This window comes from Mycolicibacterium tusciae, from assembly GCF_002086795.1.
GTDB lineage: Bacteria > Actinomycetota > Actinomycetes > Mycobacteriales > Mycobacteriaceae > Mycobacterium > Mycobacterium tusciae.
The window spans coordinates 36669-53139 of the sequence record NZ_MVIM01000010.1 but is presented as its reverse complement, the minus strand read 5'-3'; the positions used below and the strand labels follow the sequence as shown (position 1 = coordinate 53139).

At 64.3% G+C, this 16471-nt stretch carries 18 protein-coding genes; 5 read left to right on the top strand and 13 right to left on the bottom strand.

Annotation, left to right across the window (positions count from 1 at the left end; translation table 11 throughout):
• The first annotated feature begins 166 nt into the window (after positions 1-166).
• Positions 167-835 carry a VldE C-terminal domain-containing protein gene (locus BST47_RS18840; protein WP_165799824.1) on the top strand — a complete coding sequence of 223 codons (669 nt, stop codon included), beginning with the start codon at positions 167-169 and terminating at the stop codon, positions 833-835.
• Here BST47_RS18840 and BST47_RS18835 read toward each other — a convergent pair whose 3' ends face one another.
• From BST47_RS18835 to BST47_RS18810, 6 genes are all read right to left on the bottom strand, one after another.
• A complete protein-coding gene (locus BST47_RS18835) occupies positions 836-1798 on the bottom strand; it encodes a Bug family tripartite tricarboxylate transporter substrate binding protein (protein ID WP_083127164.1) in 963 nt (320 codons plus the stop codon).
• 63 nt (positions 1799-1861) lie between these two features.
• Positions 1862-3007: an RNA polymerase sigma factor gene (locus BST47_RS18830; protein WP_083127163.1), complete on the bottom strand. Its 1146-nt coding sequence runs from the start codon at positions 3005-3007 to the stop codon at positions 1862-1864.
• On the bottom strand, positions 3004-3408 hold the full coding sequence (locus BST47_RS18825; protein ID WP_083127162.1) for a YciI family protein: 405 nt from the start codon (positions 3406-3408) through the stop codon (positions 3004-3006). Before BST47_RS18825 ends, BST47_RS18830 begins: the two co-directional genes overlap by 4 nt.
• A gap of 117 nt (positions 3409-3525) precedes the next feature.
• Positions 3526-4227, bottom strand: coding sequence for a GAF and ANTAR domain-containing protein (locus tag BST47_RS18820; protein WP_234809775.1), 702 nt, complete (start codon positions 4225-4227; stop codon positions 3526-3528).
• An 88-nt stretch (positions 4228-4315) separates the two neighbouring features.
• Positions 4316-5101, bottom strand: coding sequence for a GAF domain-containing protein (locus BST47_RS18815; RefSeq protein ID WP_083127161.1), 786 nt, complete (start codon positions 5099-5101; stop codon positions 4316-4318).
• A 38-nt stretch (positions 5102-5139) separates the two neighbouring features.
• Positions 5140-5952 (bottom strand): GAF domain-containing protein, encoded by an 813-nt coding sequence (locus BST47_RS18810; RefSeq protein ID WP_165799823.1) that lies wholly within the window; start codon positions 5950-5952, stop codon positions 5140-5142.
• A 311-nt stretch (positions 5953-6263) separates the two neighbouring features.
• On the opposite strand from BST47_RS18810, the gene BST47_RS18805 reads away from it, so the two are divergent.
• Entirely contained in the window at positions 6264-7109 is an 846-nt protein-coding gene (locus BST47_RS18805) for an SDR family oxidoreductase (protein WP_083127159.1), read from the top strand.
• Positions 7099-8007, top strand: coding sequence for a DMT family transporter (locus BST47_RS18800; RefSeq protein ID WP_083127158.1), 909 nt, complete (start codon positions 7099-7101; stop codon positions 8005-8007). Before BST47_RS18805 ends, BST47_RS18800 begins: the two co-directional genes overlap by 11 nt.
• Before the next feature lie 68 nt (positions 8008-8075).
• Here the strand turns inward: BST47_RS18800 and BST47_RS18795 are convergent, their stop codons facing one another.
• Entirely contained in the window at positions 8076-8864 is a 789-nt protein-coding gene (locus BST47_RS18795; RefSeq protein ID WP_234809774.1) for a bestrophin-like domain, read from the bottom strand.
• A gap of 219 nt (positions 8865-9083) precedes the next feature.
• On the opposite strand from BST47_RS18795, the gene BST47_RS18790 reads away from it, so the two are divergent.
• On the top strand, positions 9084-9824 hold the full coding sequence (locus BST47_RS18790; protein WP_083127157.1) for a response regulator: 741 nt from the start codon (positions 9084-9086) through the stop codon (positions 9822-9824).
• 8 nt (positions 9825-9832) lie between these two features.
• Positions 9833-10951, top strand: a complete 1119-nt coding sequence (locus BST47_RS18785; protein WP_165799822.1) for a sensor histidine kinase — start codon at positions 9833-9835, stop codon at positions 10949-10951.
• 8 nt (positions 10952-10959) lie between these two features.
• On the opposite strand, the gene BST47_RS18780 is transcribed toward BST47_RS18785, so the two are convergent.
• From BST47_RS18780 to BST47_RS18755, 6 genes are all read right to left on the bottom strand, one after another.
• Complete coding sequence (locus BST47_RS18780) at positions 10960-11694, bottom strand: DUF305 domain-containing protein (RefSeq protein ID WP_083127155.1); 735 nt, start codon at positions 11692-11694, stop codon at positions 10960-10962.
• 348 nt (positions 11695-12042) lie between these two features.
• Positions 12043-12606: a DinB family protein gene (locus BST47_RS18775; protein WP_207568640.1), complete on the bottom strand. Its 564-nt coding sequence runs from the start codon at positions 12604-12606 to the stop codon at positions 12043-12045.
• Between the two features lie 180 nt (positions 12607-12786).
• On the bottom strand, positions 12787-13062 hold the full coding sequence (locus BST47_RS18770) for a WGxxGxxG family protein (protein WP_083127154.1): 276 nt from the start codon (positions 13060-13062) through the stop codon (positions 12787-12789).
• Positions 13063-13508: 446 nt separating this feature from the next.
• Positions 13509-14879 (bottom strand): hypothetical protein, encoded by a 1371-nt coding sequence (locus BST47_RS18765; RefSeq protein WP_083127153.1) that lies wholly within the window; start codon positions 14877-14879, stop codon positions 13509-13511.
• On the bottom strand, positions 14876-15109 hold the full coding sequence (locus BST47_RS31535) for a hypothetical protein (protein ID WP_333889776.1): 234 nt from the start codon (positions 15107-15109) through the stop codon (positions 14876-14878). Before BST47_RS31535 ends, BST47_RS18765 begins: the two co-directional genes overlap by 4 nt.
• A 261-nt stretch (positions 15110-15370) precedes the next feature.
• Positions 15371-16081 (bottom strand): YcnI family copper-binding membrane protein, encoded by a 711-nt coding sequence (locus BST47_RS18755; RefSeq protein WP_165799821.1) that lies wholly within the window; start codon positions 16079-16081, stop codon positions 15371-15373.
• Positions 16082-16471 lie beyond the last annotated feature (390 nt).

Genomic DNA, 16471 nt, shown 5'->3' with positions numbered 1-16471 from the left:
TGAGTAGTACTACGCGCTTGGCGCCCAACACACCGCGCTCGCGAACTTTTTCGGATTTTCGGTGGCGTAGAACTTGCTGGCCGTCGGGTCGCCCGAGCCTAAGAGAACATTACGAGACCACCAAGACGGCACTACCGTGTCAGAGACGACAGTAAAGTGCTCTCCCGTGGCGAGAAACCTGTTAGCTAACGGCCGCGGCCGCTGGTTGGCGATCGTGGTTTCGCTGGTCGTCTCCGGCGCCATGCTGTACGCCCAGAACGCCGATGCGCCGCACAGCGAAAAGCCGGTGGCGGTGGCGCCGATGTCACCCGAATCCACTCCGCCCCCTGCGCCGAGGGTCCCGGTGCCCGCGGAGGCCGAACTGCTGGCCGCGAGCGCGCCCGCCGCTGCGCGAGAGCTTCCGTTCGAGCTGCCCAAGGGCGTTGCGCCCGAGAACGGTTTGCAGGTCAGGACCATTTGGGCCGCCCGCGCGATCAGCGTGATGTTCCCCGAGATCACCACCATCGGCGGGCATCGGCAGGACCCGTTGCGGTGGCATCCCGAAGGTCTGGCGATCGACGTCATGATCCCGAACCACAGCAGCGAAGAGGGCATCGAACTCGGCAACCAGATCGCCGGGCTGGCGTTGGCGAACGCGAAGCGCTGGGGAATCCTGCACGTGATCTGGCGGCAGGGCTTCTACCCCGGCATCGGCGCACCGAGTTGGACCGCGGACTACGGCAACGAGACCGCCAACCACTTCGACCACGTACATATAGCGACCGCGGGCGGCGGATATGCCACCGGCGACGAGACGTACTACATCAGCTCGATGAGCCCGAGGCCGAAGAACTGATCACAGCGCCAGCGCTTGTTTGACGTCGGCCTGGGTCTCCGCCAAGAAAGTCTGGAACTCGCCACCGATCATGAAGGTCGTGGTGAAGTGTCTGTCCTTGGCGATCTGCTGCCAGGTCGGCGATTCCACCATCTTGCCGAGCGCGTTCTGCCAGAACTCGACGGCGACCTGCGGCATCTCCGGCGGTCCGTAAAGGCCTCGCCAATTGGAGAGGGTGACGTCGAACCCTTGCTCGCTGGCGGTCGGCACATCCAGTTCGGGCAATCGTTCCTCGGATAACACCCCCAACGCCTGCAGGGTTCCCGCCTTCAGCAGGTCGACGAACTCGCTGACACCGCCGATCGCGACGCTGATGTCGCCCTTCTCCAGTGCGCTGATCTGATCACCGCCGCCCTCGAACGGTACGTAGTTGATGGTCGAGGGGTCACCGCCGGCCGACGCGACCAGCAGGTCGAAAGGTGCCTGATCGTCGTTGGCGGCGCCGACCACGACGCGCTTGGCGTCGGACTTGATGGCCGACATGACGTCACCGAGGTTGTCGTACGGGGAATCGTGACGGGTGACGACCACGTAATACTCGGTGATCAGCCGCGCGATCATCGTGACGTCGTCGTAGCCGTACGTCGACTTGCCGAGCAGTTCGTTCATCATCATCGACAGCGAGGTGACCGACACCTCGTTGTCTTTACCCTGATACTGCTCCACCATCTTGGCGAGGAAATCTGCTCCACTGTTTCCCGGCCGATTCTCTACGGGTAACGGCACATCGACGAGCTGTTCGCGCTGCAGCGCCTCGACCACCGCCCGGATCGTGATGTCGAATCCACTGCCCGGGTTGGCTCCCGCCGTCATCGTGACGGGTCCGCTCGGATACGCCGGTTTCTCGGAGGTCTGCTCGGACTGCTGACAACCGGTCAGGGCCAGTGAAGCGGCGAGCAGCACTCTGAGTGCGAATCTGAACACGAGGCAGAGGACTCCTTATTTCTAGCGACATCTGCTTATACCAACGTGAGCGGTCGGTCGGGCTCAGGCTCGCAGCAGTTGCCTCACGCGTGCGGCCTGTCGGGTGAGATGGTCGCGCTCCGGGACGCTGGCCGCGGTGCGGGCCGCCTCGGCATACAACTCGGCGGCCTGCTCGAGGTCACCGGCGCGTTCGCGCAGGTGCGCCGTCACCGCGGCGTACCGCGGCAAGTCCGGACTCACGCCGGCCAGCGCGGCCAGGCCGGCCTGTGCTCCGTCCGCCTCACCAACCGCCACCGCGCGGTTGAGCCGTACCACCGGGCTGCCGGTGAGCTGCAGCAGTTCGTCGTACCACTCGACGATCTGCACCCAATCCGTCTCCGCGGCGCTCGAGGCGTCCGCATGCAGGGCGGCGATCGCGGCCTGTGCCTGGTACTCGCCGAGGCGGTCGCGGGCCAGCGCAGCCTGCAGAATCGTCACCCCATCGGCGATAAGGGTTGTGTCCCAACATGATCGGTCCTGCTCGGCAAGCGGAACCAGCCGGCCTCCCGGGCCGGTGCGCGATGCTCGGCGCGCATGGTGCAGCAGCATGAGCGCGAGCAGACCGGCGACCTCGGGCTCATCTGTCAGCGCGGCGAGCTGACGCGCGAGGCGGATCGCCTCGGCGGCGAGGTCGACGTCTCCGCTGTAGCCCTCGTTGAAGACGAGGTAGAGCACCCGCAGCACCGTCGGAAGGTCGCCGGGCTGGTCCAGCGTGAGCGCCGCGATCTTGCGCTTGGCCCGGCTGATCCGCTGCGCCATGGTCGCTTCGGGGATGAGGTACGCCGTCGCGATCTGCCGCGTGGTCAGGCCTCCGACCGCGCGCAGCGTCAACGCGACGGCCGAGGACTCCGGCAGGGTGGGGTGTGCGCACAGAAAGTACAGTCGGAGCGTGTCGTCGGTGGCGGGCACCTCACCGGCGGGCGGCTCGGCCTCGACGGCGAGTTCCCTTCCCCGCCGAGATGTTTCGGCACGGGTAGCGTCGATGAACTTGCGCCACGCCACCGCGACGAGCCATGCCTTCGGATCGCGAGGTGGATCGTCGGGCCAGGTTTCCAGCGCTCGAATCAGGGTCTCCTGCACGGCATCCTCGGCCGACGCGAAGTCTGCTCCGCGTCGGACGAGGACACCGATCACCGCGGGCACGAGCTCGCGAAGCAGCGACTCGTTCACTCGGTGAACTTGGATGTCTCGGTGAGGAACGGCCGCACCTCCAGCCACTCGTGGATCGGCTTGCCGTCGGCGCCCGGTGCGGCGGACAACTCCCCCGCCAGCTCGACCGCGCGCTCCCACGACTCGACATCGATGATCATCCAGCCGGCGATGAGATCCTTGGTCTCGGCGAACGGCCCGTCGGTGACCGGCGGGCGCCCTTCGCCGTCATGGCGAACCCACGCGCCGTCGGGGGTCAGCGCCTGGCTGTCGACGAACTCCCCGCTCCCCTGTAGCCGAACGGCGAAGTCGCGCATGTACTGCACGTGCGCGTCGACCTCGTCCGGCGTCCACCGGTCCATCGGAACGTCGTTGACCGAGGCCGGGGCTCCGCGGTAGTGCTTCAGCAGCAGGTATTTCATGGTCGTTCTCCTTCTTGGTCAGGCGACCGCTGGTGGCCGCTCATCCCTAGGACGGAGTCAGCACCACATTCTCGACACGATCCCACGGGGGCGACCGTGAGGCCCGGCGCCGAGGCGTTAGGTCGAGGCGACGATCCGCTGCGCGAGTATCCGGATTGGAGTGTTGGAGTCCTGCGATAGCTTCGTCATCATCGCGAAGGCGCGCACCGCGTCGACCTTGAACCGTTCCATCAGAACGCCTTTGGCTTGGCCAATGACGTCGCGGCTGGCCAACGCGGACTCGAATTGTCGTTGGCGGTCGGCAGCCACAAGCGCGGTGGCAGCGTGGGTAGCCAGCATCCCGCCCAGTGCCTGGTCTTCCAGGTCGAACTCACACTGGCTGCGGCTGAACAGATTCAGAGCTCCTCGGCCTCCAATACCGTTCGGTGTCGCCTTGGGATAGGTGTAGAGGCGAAACGCCATCATGCTCGCTACACCCCGGCTCACCGCCGCCGCCGAAAAGCGGGGCCACCGCACTTCGTTCGCGAGGTCCGGTGCCACGATAGTGGCGTCCTCTACGAGTGCGCCCAGGCACGGTCCTTCTTGAAGGTCGAGCTGCAGCGAGTCCAAGTTGACCGCCAATGGGTCGGTCGGAGCCACCGTTCGGTGTTCGTGCTCGTCGACGAGAAGGACGTCGGCGAAGTCCACCGCGGGAATGAGTTGGACCGCCAGCGACGTGACCGCTTCCAGGACCGCGGTGACGTCGGTGGGCGTCGACTGGTTGGCGGCCAGTTCGGCCATCGCCTTTCGGACGATCTCGGTGTCGTCGTCGCAGCGCACGGTTTCTGCCCCCCGCTTACGAAGGTGGACTTGCGGTCCCCAGAGCTACCACCATAGTCGGTGACGACGGCCAGCCGGTGGGTGCGGATCAGGTGTTGATGCGCGGCGGGGCGGGGGGCAAGGTCGGCGCGGCGAGCAAGCCCGATAGACGGGCGTCATCGGCCTGATCGTCGTGTGCGGCGATGATCAGCTCGGCATGGTTCGTCACGGTGTTTTGATGCGCGCGGGCCAATCGGTGCAAATGGAGTCGTGCCCGGGCTGGTTCGAGTGAGAGTTTTTCAGCGATGACGCCGGTGGCCGTGGCGATCGCCACGGTGCCCCGCAGCAGAGTCTGAATGGTCTCGCTGGTGTCGGCGTGACGCCGTCCGCTGTCGTTTCCCATCGAGATCGCAACGGCGATGAGATTGGCGAGTATCACGCCGAGCTCGTTGGAACGCTGCGACCCCCAGGGATCGGGCGTGTGCACCACCAGCGCACCCACGGACGCGCCGAGCACGATCACCGGGAAGCTGCGCATTGCGCGCATGCCCGCCTGCAACGCATCGCGTCGATAGCTCGGCCACCTGGTATCGGCGGCATCGGCAAGATCGGCGATCATCGTCACCGCCCCGCCGCGGGCGCTGTCGAGTGCAGGCCCGTTGGTCAGGAACCTCAGATCGACCTCGGCGTGACTGCTCAGCGCCTCGGCGACGACCTCAACCCCGGTATCACCGGCACGGCGATGATCATCGAGAAGAATCACGGCAGCGGACACGGCTCCGAACCCCGCACACGCATCGTGGGCGGCCGTGTCCAGTAACGTCGGCAAATCGAAATCGCCGGTCAATGCCGTTGTCAGTGCGGCAACCGCCAGTCGATCACGTGCGGCGATCATCGCGGGACCTCCTCTGTCGTGCAGCTCGACGTCATGATTCAGCTCTCATTGCCGTCGAGGTCGGATAGTGACAGCCGCCGAGCGACCACATCGGCCGCCAACCCGAGCAAGGACCTGTTCTGCGCGTACGCGTACGCCCGCAGCCGGTCGAGCGCATCGCCGGTCGTGACCCCCAGCTGCACCGCCGCCATCCCCGCCGCGACGTGTACCTGGAACCTGCTGAACGCATCCGAACTCGTCGTGGACCCTGCCTGCTCCGCGATCGCGTCCAGCGCGGCATCCTCAGATGTGTTGCGCTGCAAGTGTTCACGCCAATTCTTCTCCAGCGTGGTTCGCAGCGCGGCCGCACACAGCTGGGCGGACTGATGTTCGGGCTCGCTCAATGGACCGCTCGTGTGACGATACAGCTCCAGTACGCCCAACGGTCGCAGCTCTCCAGGTACCGGATAGGCGAACACCGCCAGCACTCCCAGCGTCGTAAGCTCGGCCGTGAACGCCGGCCACCGTTGCTGAAAGTCGTCGTCGTCGATATAGGCGCACATCTGCGGTTCAACTCGCTGATACGCGTCGAGGCACGGGCCCTCCCCGAGAACGAACTGCAGTTCGTCGAGCTGCTGGGCCACCGCATCGGTGGCGTGGACCAACTCGCGGATGCCGCGGGAGGTGGTCAGCACGGCGAGCGCGGCCCCGTCCACGCCGGTCAGGCGCGTGGCGGTGTCACAAATCGCGGCGATACCGAGGAACAGCGGATCGCGGCCGCGGACGAGTCGCTTGGCGTCGGCGCCCGCGTCAACGTTTCGATCGGGTGCGGCACCTCGATCGGACGCTTCACCGTTCGACGAATCGCTCACCACTGTTCCTTGCCCAACCCAACGTCCCCTCAGCGTAGCCATATGTGCTTCCGCCCATGGATTACCACCGAGCGGGATCAGAAACCTGCACACACAAATCGGGATGTGACTACAACGCCATGAGTTCGCGCGCATTCGCCGGCAGGTGCCACATCTTCGCTAACTATTTGTCTTGGCCTGCCTGCGTTCATGATCAGGCCTGTACGGTCGCCTAATGCGCGATCTCTGCGGCCTGCGCAAAGGCGACGCGGTGCCTGGGTAATGGGCGAGCTGTGAGCAAGAGTGCTGAGCGAGTCGTGTCGCCGGCCAACATGCGCCGGTCGTTACGGCTGGCGGGCATGCGGCCGTTGCCCCGCCGACGGAATCGTGCCCCGATTGATCTGCGCGGCAAACGGATCCTGCTGACGGGAGCGTCGTCGGGTATCGGTGAGGTGGCCGCCGAGAAACTCGCCGCGCACGGCGCGACGGTGATCGTGGTGGCCCGACGTGAACACCTGCTGGCCGATGTCGTCGACCGGATCACCGCCCGCGGCGGCAAGGCGATCGCGATCCCGACGAACTTGGCCGACCTTGACGCCGTCGACGCGCTCGTACGCGCCGCCGGACCCGTCGACATCCTCATCAACAACGCGGCCCGGTCGATCCGCCGGCCATTGCTCGAATCGCTGGACCGCTGGCACGACGTCGAACGCACCATCTCGCTGAACTATTACGCTCCGCTGCGGTTGATCGGGGGGCTGGCACCCGGAATGGTCGAACGCGGCGACGGGCACATCATCAACATCTCGAGCTGGCGCGTGATGCCCGAGTCGTCGCCGTTCTTCGGTGTGTACAACGCCTCGAAGGCCGCGCTGAGCGCGGTCAGCCGAGTCATCGACAACGAGCTGGCCGAGTCCGGCGTGCAATCGACCACCATCTACTACCCGCTGGTGGCCACCCCGATGATCGCGCCCACCCGCGCCTACGACGGCCTGGCCGCGCTGAGTGCCGACGAGGCCGCCGAGTGGATGGTCGTCGCCGCGCGCACCCGACCGGTGCGCATCGCTCCGCGCAAGATGCTCCCGTTGCGCGCGCTCGACCTTGTGTCGCCGCGTCTGCTCAACGGTGTCATGAAGCGCTCGACACCACATTTGGGACCTGCCGCCGGTGGGCACTGAGAAAGCCGGTTACCGAGACGAAAACCTCGTTCTAGGAGCGCTTCTCACCACCGCGGCGTTCTTTTGCGTGGCCTTGGTCGGCATGCTGGCGAAAGTTTCAGGGGAATACACCTCGACCGGCGTGCTGCTGTTGTTCCAGAATGCGATCTGCCTGGTCTTCATCCTCCCGGTGGCTTGGCGGGGCGGTGTCTCCGCGCTGCGTACGAAAAGGCTTGGCCTGCACGTGCTGCGCGCGGCCACCGGAACAGGATGTTGGTATGCGCTGTTCGTCGCCATCAAACACATCCCACTGGCCAATGCGACGCTGCTCACCTACAGTGCGCCGCTGTGGATGCCGCTGATCGCGTGGGCGGTGACGCGGCAACGCGTCGCGGTGCCGACCTGGCTGGGTGCCGGAATCGGTTTCGTCGGAATACTTCTGGTGCTGCAGCCGCAAGGGCACGGGTTCTCGGCGGGTGAGTTGTCGGCGTTGGCCGGCGCGTTGCTGCTCGCCGTGGCCATGATGTCGGTCCGCTGGCTCGGCGCCACCGAACCCGTCACGAGAGTCCTCTTCTACTATTTTCTGCTCGCGACCGTCATGTCCGTCCCGATCGCGATCGCAGACTGGCAACCGATCGCGTCGCAGGGCTGGCCGTGGCTCATCGCTCTCGGCTTCGCGCAACTTTTTTCCCAAGCGTTGATCGTCGTCGCCTACCGCTACGCCTCCGCGGAAAAGGTGGGGCCGTTCATCTACACCGTCATCGTCTTCACCGCGGTGATCGACTGGATCGTGTGGGATCACCGACCGACCGTGACCACCTACCTCGGGATGACGCTCGTGATCGGGGGTGGTGTGCTCGCCATGCGTGCCAAAGCGAAACAGCCACAATCCACGTCGACTGCGCCGACATCCGAATAGCACGACGAATCCGGCGTCGCCTGATTCCGGAGTCCCGCCGCTGAGACTCCACCCGGACGTGGCCGTGGTCAGGGCGTGTTGTCGAGAACGCGGCCGACTTCCTGCAGTGAGTCCGGCGACGTCGAGATCGCGCCCACGTACGGATGCGACAACTCCAAAACCAAGAACAGGTTGGCGGCGATGATGACGCTGACGATCGCCACCATCGGATAGTGAAACCCGGCCCGTTCTACCCCGTAGATGATCACGGTACCCACGACCATCGCGCTGGTGATGAGGATGACCGCCCACAGCGGCCATAACGGTCCGGTGTCTTCGCGGGCCGTCAACAACCGAACGGTGCGCGCCTGACTGGTCTTGTCGAGATTCGACAGCGACGTCGCCAGCGCGATCTTCTGCACGTCTGTCGTGGGTCGGACCTGCTCATAAGCGGAGCGCAACTCGGCAAGCGTGGCATCGGCTTGGGGCGACCTCGAGGTGTCGGCGGTGGTCCACTCCGCGACGGCCGCCTCTTCATAGCGGCGCAGCGCCTGTCGGATCCGAGTCTGATCGGCTGCGTCGAACACGGCGGTGTCCTGGGCCAGTTGAACGGCGGCCGCGCCTTCCGCACGCGCATTGCCGTCGGCGGTGTTGATCTGACCCCACATGCTGGACACCACGAAGCCGATGAAGAAGGCGTACACGAATCCGATGAATCCGTAGGTGAATTTGGTGACGTCGTTGTGCTCGTCTCTGGTGAGGACCGGGAACCGCCTCCTGAGGTACATCTGGAGCAGCGCCGCTCCACCGGCCACCACCACGACCAGCAGTGCGAGCAGTAGACCGGAGGGGATGTGCGTCACCAGCCATCGGCTCACGGCGACAACCCGTCTCGCGTCAACGTCGTCACGATTGTGAACTTACTGCGTCTCGTCCTCGAGGAGTCGAGAGCACTGCGCTTCACCGTCTTTCCGCCTCACTACCGCTTATGTGCAATAACGCGGCACCGGGTACAGAATCGACGATGGTTCTATGAAGATTCGCTCAAGACCTGGGTCTTGGGTTCCTGAATTCCTTCGGGGCGGCACGATGAAGGCATGGACACGCCTGCGGCCACCCACCCTGCGGGTTATCGAGCGTTGGTGGTCGACGACGAGGTGGCTCTGGCCGAAGTCGTGGCGAGCTACCTCAGACGCGAGCATTTCGATGTCAGCATTGCTCACAGCGGGGCCGACGCCCTCACGCAAGCTCGTGAGATCGACCCGGACGTTGTCGTTTTGGACCTCGCATTGCCGGGCATCGACGGCTTGGAGGTATGCCGCCAACTGCGCTCGTTCTCCGATGCCTATGTAGTGATGCTCACCGCACGCGACACCGAACTGGACACCGTCGTGGGCCTGTCGGTCGGTGCAGACGACTATGTCACCAAACCGTTCAGTCCCCGCGAATTGGTCGCGAGGATCCGGGCCATGCTGCGTCGGCCTCGCACCGTCGCAACGCCGACGGATTCCGCGGCCACCGTTGCCGAACCCCCACCGCGGGTGTTCGGGCCATTGTCCATCGACGTCGCGGGCCGCCGAGTGTTCATCGATGACGAGCCAGTCCTGCTGACCCGCACCGAATTTGACGTCCTCGCCGCATTGTCGTCGCGTCCCGCAGTGGTCTTTACCCGCCGCCAGCTCCTCGAGGCCGTCTGGGGAGACTACTGGGGTGGCAATGAACATCTAGTCGACGTTCACATCGGACATCTGCGCCGAAAGTTGTCGGATGACCCCGCCGATCCCCGCTACGTGATCACGGTCCGCGGTGTCGGCTACCGAATGGGAAGCGGCCAGTGAGGACAGTTATGAGCATTCAACCCGGGTCGCGGCGCAGTCCTGGTGTCGGCGCCCGGCTACTGCTGGCGCAGGCCTTGGTGCTCCTCGCCGGCGGCGCAACCACATGGATTGTCGCTGTCATCGTCGGCCCGCCGCTGTTCCGTGACCACTTGCAGCAGGCGGGGCTCCCCCATTCATCCAATGAACAGTTCCATGCCGAGCAGGCCTACCGGTACGCCACAGCCATCTCCATCGCGGTCGCTATCGGGGTGGCCGCATTGACCGCCCTTCTCGTGACCTGGTACTTCAGCCGCCGCCTGCAGCGCTCAATCGCCGAGGTCGCTTCCGCCGCCACTGCGGTCGCTGATGGCCGCTATGACATCCGCGTGTCGCCACTGCGCCTGGGGGAAGATTTCGCGAACCTGTCCGGCGCGTTCAATCGGATGTCTGAGCGGCTCGAAACGGTCGAGACCACCCGGCGCCAACTCTTCGGTGACCTCGCCCATGAGATCAGGACGCCGGTCGCGGTGCTCAAGGCCTACGTCGAGGCCGTCGAGGACGGAGTGAAAACCCTTGACCCCGAGACGGTTGCAGTGCTCAACGATCAAGCGGGCCGGCTGGTGCGCTTTTCCGATGACTTGGCCGCGCTCGCTCAAGCCGAGGAAGGGCCCGGTGCGGTCGCCCCACAGTGGATCGATCCTCGGGCCGCGATCGCCGCCACCGTGGCTGCGGCAGCTGATCGATATGCGGACAAGGACGTCGAGCTGTCATTCGATGCCGTTGACCCGCTGCCCAAGGTGTGGGTAGATCCTCTGCGCCTGGCACAGGTGGTCGGAAACCTTCTCGACAACGCCCTGCGTCACACCGCCCCGCGAGGTCACGTCGAGCTCAAGGCGGCGGCGCAGCCCGGCAGACTGATCATCACGGTGAGTGACAATGGTGATGGCATCGCTGCCGCGCACCTCCCGCACGTGTTCGAGCGTTTCTATCGCGCCGATGTCGCTCGCGACCGAGGCCACGGCGGGGCTGGGATCGGGTTGGCCATCGCCAAAGCCCTCACCGAAGCCCACGGCGGCCGCATCACGGCAGCGAGCCGGGGACCCGGGCTGGGCAGTACCTTCACAATCGAGTTACCCGTTACCCGCTGAGCTGGCTTCTACAACGAGGCCAGGATCTTGTTCATCGTGTCGATCTCCTGCTGCTGGCTGGTGACGATCGAGCGCGCCAAGGCAATCGTGTCGGGGTACTGACCATCCTTGATCTCGTTCTGCGCCATGACAATTGCACCCTCGTGATGCTCGACCATCTGGGTCAGGAACAACTTGGCGGCGGCCACTCCCTGGGCGTTTTGCAGTGCGGCCATGTCCTCCTCGGACATCATGCCGGCCATCCCTGGCATGCCGTCCATCCCTGGCATGCCCGGCATCATGGAATGAGTCGGCGCGCCCGATTCGCTGGGCATCCCACCGTGACCGGGCATCCCACTGTGACCGGGCATCCCACTGTGACCGGGCATCCCACTGTGACCCGGCATATCCATCCCGGGCATCATCGGCATCGCGGGCACGCCCCACTGGGTGAGCCAGGCCTGCATCGTTTCGATCTCGGGACCCTGAGCAGCCTTGATCTGCTTGGCCAGATCTAGAACTCGCGGGTCGATTCCTTGCTTACCCAACGCTATGTCGCTCATCTCGATTGCCTGCTGATGATGAGGGATCATGTGCTTGGTGAACATCACATCAGCCTGATTGTGGGCTTCGGTGGCCGAGGCCGACGGTGCCGAAACCGACGACGAATCAGCTTCCTGCGTAGTGCTGGTATTGCCACACGCACCGACGGTGACCAGCGCCACCAGCGTGGCCGCACCGACGGCCAGCGTCCTCCTCTTCATCACAATGAGTCCCTTCCTCGTTGTCACGGTCGACGCGACTGCAGCGCCTCTGATCGACGCACGTCCCATCCCGACGTGTCTTCGAGCATTCGCGTCGCCCGTATGGCCCCACTAGTCGTTCTGTGAAGATTCGATAAAGAACGACAACCGTCCTTGGCCTCCGAGACGCAGCTTGGGGAGTGTCAGCCGCACAGGACCACCGAGAGGACCGGCACCACCATCGCATCGACAGCACTGCACACTTCGTTCGCCGATGCCCATCGCGCGAGATACCCTCACACAGCAAGGGTTTGGCGTGCGGACTGATGACGACATTGAATGGGAGCGGATGTCATGCACCCGGGTGCGTCAACCTTGCGGAGGGGGCTGTCGCGACTCATCGATCGCGCTGAGCGTCAACTGTCGGCGGTGGTGGTCGTAGTGCCGGCCGGGATAGGCGTAGACGTCCGCGAGGGTCATGTAATCGCGAAAGTACGGATCCCACCCGCGCGGGTAATGCATCCCACGGCGAAAGGCGTCGACGCTCTCCCGGGCGAGGGACCTCTCTAACTTCTCGATGACGCGGTCCATCTTCTTGCCCATGCGCCGCCGATTGAAAACCAGAGCTGCAGCGCAGGACCCGTAATAATTGATCGCATGGAACGGCCGCGTCGCCGCGTCGAGAAGCCGGGCGAAGCTGCGGCTGGCGCCGTCCGGTAGTCGCCCGAACGCGCGCACGAGAATCAGTAACCGTCGCACGACCATGTATCCGAACACCATGTGGAAGAGCAGTTGCTCGTTGGTCCAACGAGTGCCCGACGTTGGCTTCTTCCAGTCGAGATTGTTCGCGCTGGACAAGAGGAGCTGAAAATCGGCGCGCGCTCGTTCCAAGTCTGCCGCGAGCGCTGCACGATCGATAATTGGTTCCGACATGGCTCACCTTGATCCGCGAAGTTCGGAGCTCAAGCCTATGCCGCGCGACGCGAGTGCGACAGGATCAACACTGTCGAGAGGTATACCGCTGTGACCTGTCCACGATGTGGCAGCCCCGACACGAAAGAAAGCGACCCCCGCCAGAAACACTGACGGGGGTCACGTTCAGCCCTGAATGTCTTATGCGCGCGGGTTGTTGGTGATGGTGCCGCCTGCGCGGGTCGCCGGGTAGTCGGCGTCCTTGCGCCGCTTCAGACCGACAAGGCCGACCAGACCCAGCAGACCGGCCAGGCCCCACAGGCCGTTGTCGCCGCCGTCATCTTCGGGCGCTTCTTGCGACTGCGCCAGGGTCGTGGTGGTGCTAGACGGTGCTTCGAAGGTTGATGCGGTTGCAACGCCCGTACCGCCGAACAGCAGGGTAAGGGTGGTGGCTCCGACAACGAGTGTCTTGTTCATGTGTTTCTCCCATTGGGTTGACCGGCCGAATCACAACCGGTCGCTAAATAGATGCGGACCGGGATGCTCCAGTCATGAAAGTCAGGGTGACGGTGTTTGCTCCCGCTAACCTCAACTCGCGAGCCAGTAATTGACGGAAGTACACCGGTCGAAACCACACAGATTGGAACTTGTGTCCTGTGAAACTTGTTTTGCCAGCTCAGCGGTGTTGGTGATGAATAACACTGCGCTGGTCACCGACACGAGTTTGGGTCGAAGCGATCAGGGCACTCGGTCCGCAGTGGGCTTCATCTGGCGAGGGGATGTCGCTGATGTTCCTGCGAGGCGGTCGGCGCGGTCATCCCCTCTGTTAAGAACCTAGCTTTGCCGGGCCGACCGTCGTCTCCCCAAGTCGGATATCACCGTCACCTGCACTCATCGCCATGCGGCGTCCCGCGGGTCTGAGGTCAAGCGCCGAACAGTAGGTACAGGCCGGCGAAGGTATAACCGACCATGGTCAACATCATCGCGAGCTGGCCGGTCAGTTGATGACCTACCGGCAGCACCCGCAGTGCCTTGTCGTGCGCGGCGATCACAGCCAACATGTGTCCGATGACCACGGAGGCGACCTTGATGGTCCACAGCAAAGTCGGGTTCAGAGATAGGAAGTACTGCACGTCGCCGGAGTCCAGGCCGAGTAGATGCCAGCCCCTGCCGAGGGGGTCGGCGAGCCGCACCATGGTCTCCTGGCCTCGCTCGACGAGGTAGGAGAGGTAATGCGCGAAAATGTATCCCACGACAATGGGAATGAGGCTGTGAGCGAGTAGTCCAGGTAACTCGCGGCGTCGTTCGCGACTTACACCGGCGGCCGCGCGGGCCGCAGCGGAGAATGTTACGCCGACTGCAAGCACGAAAAGCAACAGTGTGAGGGTTCGCAGCACCGTGCCGCCCGCGTAATCGCCGACCAGAGGAATGGCGGGGGCGTTGCGATTGACGAAGTTACTGTAGGTAGCGGACTGGGAGAAGCTGTCGAACGCGGTGGATCCGAGGAGCACCGCCATCACTGCTACGGTGCCGGGGCGCACCGGCATGGTGGGCAGATGATCGAGCGGATTCCCGATGACAATGCGCCCTGTGGCGCGATTTCTTCTAAAAGGCGCCAGCCGCGAGACTGTCACGCTGTACACCTCGAAGGGGTCGGCTCGGGCGAACCACGTCGTTCCGAATACTGCTGCGCCAAAGAACATTGCGACGAGATAGAGGAGGATCCAGATCTTGATCGCCGTGAGCGATCCTGGATCGGAACTCGCCAATTCCAGCCACACGAAGGCAAACAGCCCCACCGCCGCCGGCCAGTATCCCCAGCCCGGCCGGTACTGCACACGGCCCTGAGAGGCCGCGGCGTCGCGCCGTCCGACCTGCACCAGTCGCCATACAGTGCGCACCGGCGAGATCACTCGCCAAATCGGGCCCACGACAACCGAAATGGCGACGAGCCCGACCCACAGCAGCACATAGAACACACCCGGTAGCGCGTTGTCATTGTCTTGGGGTCCCCAGATTGCGGCGACGGCCACCCAGATGGAGAAGATCGCGGCGACCGCCGCGACGATCCATCGTACGACCGGGGAGTCGGCGGCAGCAGTCACCCACGCGGGTAATTCGCGTCCTGGCTTCGCTGGGTCGAATCGCGGCGTCCTCCAGGCCACAGCGACGACGGCGAATGTCGCAGCCAGGGCCCAAGCGGCCCCAATCAGCGCATACGACAACGGCACTGGGAGATCGGTCGATCCGCCTACCCCGTGCGCGAGGACCGTCACCGCCGCTTCCGGCGTCAAGGCCGGACTTCGATGGTGACGACTGTGACGTGCAAGTCGTGCAGCTCCACGGCGACGCGACCGGGAATGTCGACGGTGAATTCGAAGCGCTGGTCTGGGGCGGCGGCCACGTCAAAGACGTGTTCGGGGACGGAGTGCACGTGCAGGCTGTCCACGGCGTCGCTGGTCACCTGAAGCACGATTGGCTGACCCGCGACGGCCTGCACCGTCGCATTTGTGGGTGTCGCCACGCCCTTATCGAGGGTGACGTCGATGACCGTCCCGGCCTCAGCGCTCGTAGAAGGTGTCGCCGCCGAGATTTGCGCGGAAGGCGACTGCGCAGCAGAGGATGAGTTCGGAGGCGAGGCCTCCGATCCACACGCCGCCAAGACGGCGACAGCCGCGCCAATTGCGCTCGCTCTTAGCCAAATACAGCTTCTACTCATATCAATTCCGTCCACCAGATGGTTGTCCTGAGTGCGCGGCGCGTTCACGCTGGCGCACAACCGTGGCTACTCCGTGGCCGAGGAGCGCTCGGGAGGCGCCTCCACACCAGGTAGCGCGGGATGAGCGGATCGCCGGGCCCGGTCTATCGAGAAGATGCCCAGCGCGACGGCGATTACCGCAAACCCCAAAGCGGTCCAGGCAATCACCGAGGTCATACCGCTCCCGCCGCTTGCTGCGGCGTTCGAACTCGCGCCGATAGTCACCGTCGGCACCGGGAACTCCGGGTCACTGCCTTCGGGCGCCGGTTCAGTCCAAGCGTCCGTTTTGCCATCGGCGAAAGTCTGATAGGTCGGCAAAGAGAGCGACTGTACATCCGGGAGAGGGTTGGCCTCGAGGACGAAATCGTCGAATTGGCCCGGTATGATCCCCGGCCCGGTCGCGGTCCACGTCACCGAACTGACCACTTCATCGACTCTCGTGCCGTCGTCTCTGTAGATCGGCGGATCCGTCTTCTTCTTCTTGATATCGATGTTCCAGCCCGCTACTGGTTGCGGCCTCACGGTCCGGATCTGAACGTCGTCAGGTATCCGCACTTCCACTTTGATGGTGGGCGGGTTATCTGACTCCGCGGGCACCCGCAGCGTAATGAGACCCGTCTCCCCCGGTCCCCCTCCGTCAAAGTAGGCATTCACGTGGGCCGCCGCTGAAGGTGTTGCAAGCAGTGCCGCCACGCCGCTGAGTAGGAAAATTCCGACGATGCGCACAAGAGTCTTCAACACAGACCACCTCCGTTTGTGAATAGCAGTCTTCGAATCGACATCGAATGTGCCTGCCTCAGTTCGGAATTGTCCCTGCGCAACGTACGGTCGCTGACGTCCACACCATCTGTCCCACATGTGATGGCCGTACGTGCCGGAGGCTCTTCCTCACCGAGGGCACAGTCTACGGGGTAAGACCGTAGATGGGTGGCGATGAGGTGCGGCGGGTCGCGATCGAGCGCCGCACGGATCGCGCCCGTATGCGATCGTCGTCTCCCGGTCCTTGTCGACATACCTGTGTCGCGCGTGCGTGTCACAACCGCTTGACCCCGACGACAGCTACATTGTGTCGAAGGATCAGTCGAGTGACGCGGTGGGACGTCGGACCGTGTCGATGCGGAGTACGAC

Excerpts from the sequence above, each read along its gene's own strand:
- BST47_RS18815 (WP_083127161.1), bottom strand. The coding sequence starts at position 5,101 with ATGATCGCCGCACGTGATCGACTGGCGGTTGCCGCACTGACAACGGCA.
- BST47_RS18775 (WP_207568640.1), bottom strand. The coding sequence starts at position 12,606 with ATGTCGGAACCAATTATCGATCGTGCAGCGCTCGCGGCAGACTTGGAA.
- BST47_RS18805 (WP_083127159.1), top strand. The coding sequence starts at position 6,264 with ATGCGCCGGTCGTTACGGCTGGCGGGCATGCGGCCGTTGCCCCGCCGA.
- BST47_RS18790 (WP_083127157.1), top strand. The coding sequence starts at position 9,084 with ATGGACACGCCTGCGGCCACCCACCCTGCGGGTTATCGAGCGTTGGTG.
- BST47_RS18825 (WP_083127162.1), bottom strand. The coding sequence starts at position 3,408 with ATGAAATACCTGCTGCTGAAGCACTACCGCGGAGCCCCGGCCTCGGTC.
- BST47_RS18780 (WP_083127155.1), bottom strand. The coding sequence starts at position 11,694 with ATGAAGAGGAGGACGCTGGCCGTCGGTGCGGCCACGCTGGTGGCGCTG.
- BST47_RS18785 (WP_165799822.1), top strand. The coding sequence starts at position 9,833 with ATGAGCATTCAACCCGGGTCGCGGCGCAGTCCTGGTGTCGGCGCCCGG.
- BST47_RS18770 (WP_083127154.1), bottom strand. The coding sequence starts at position 13,062 with ATGAACAAGACACTCGTTGTCGGAGCCACCACCCTTACCCTGCTGTTC.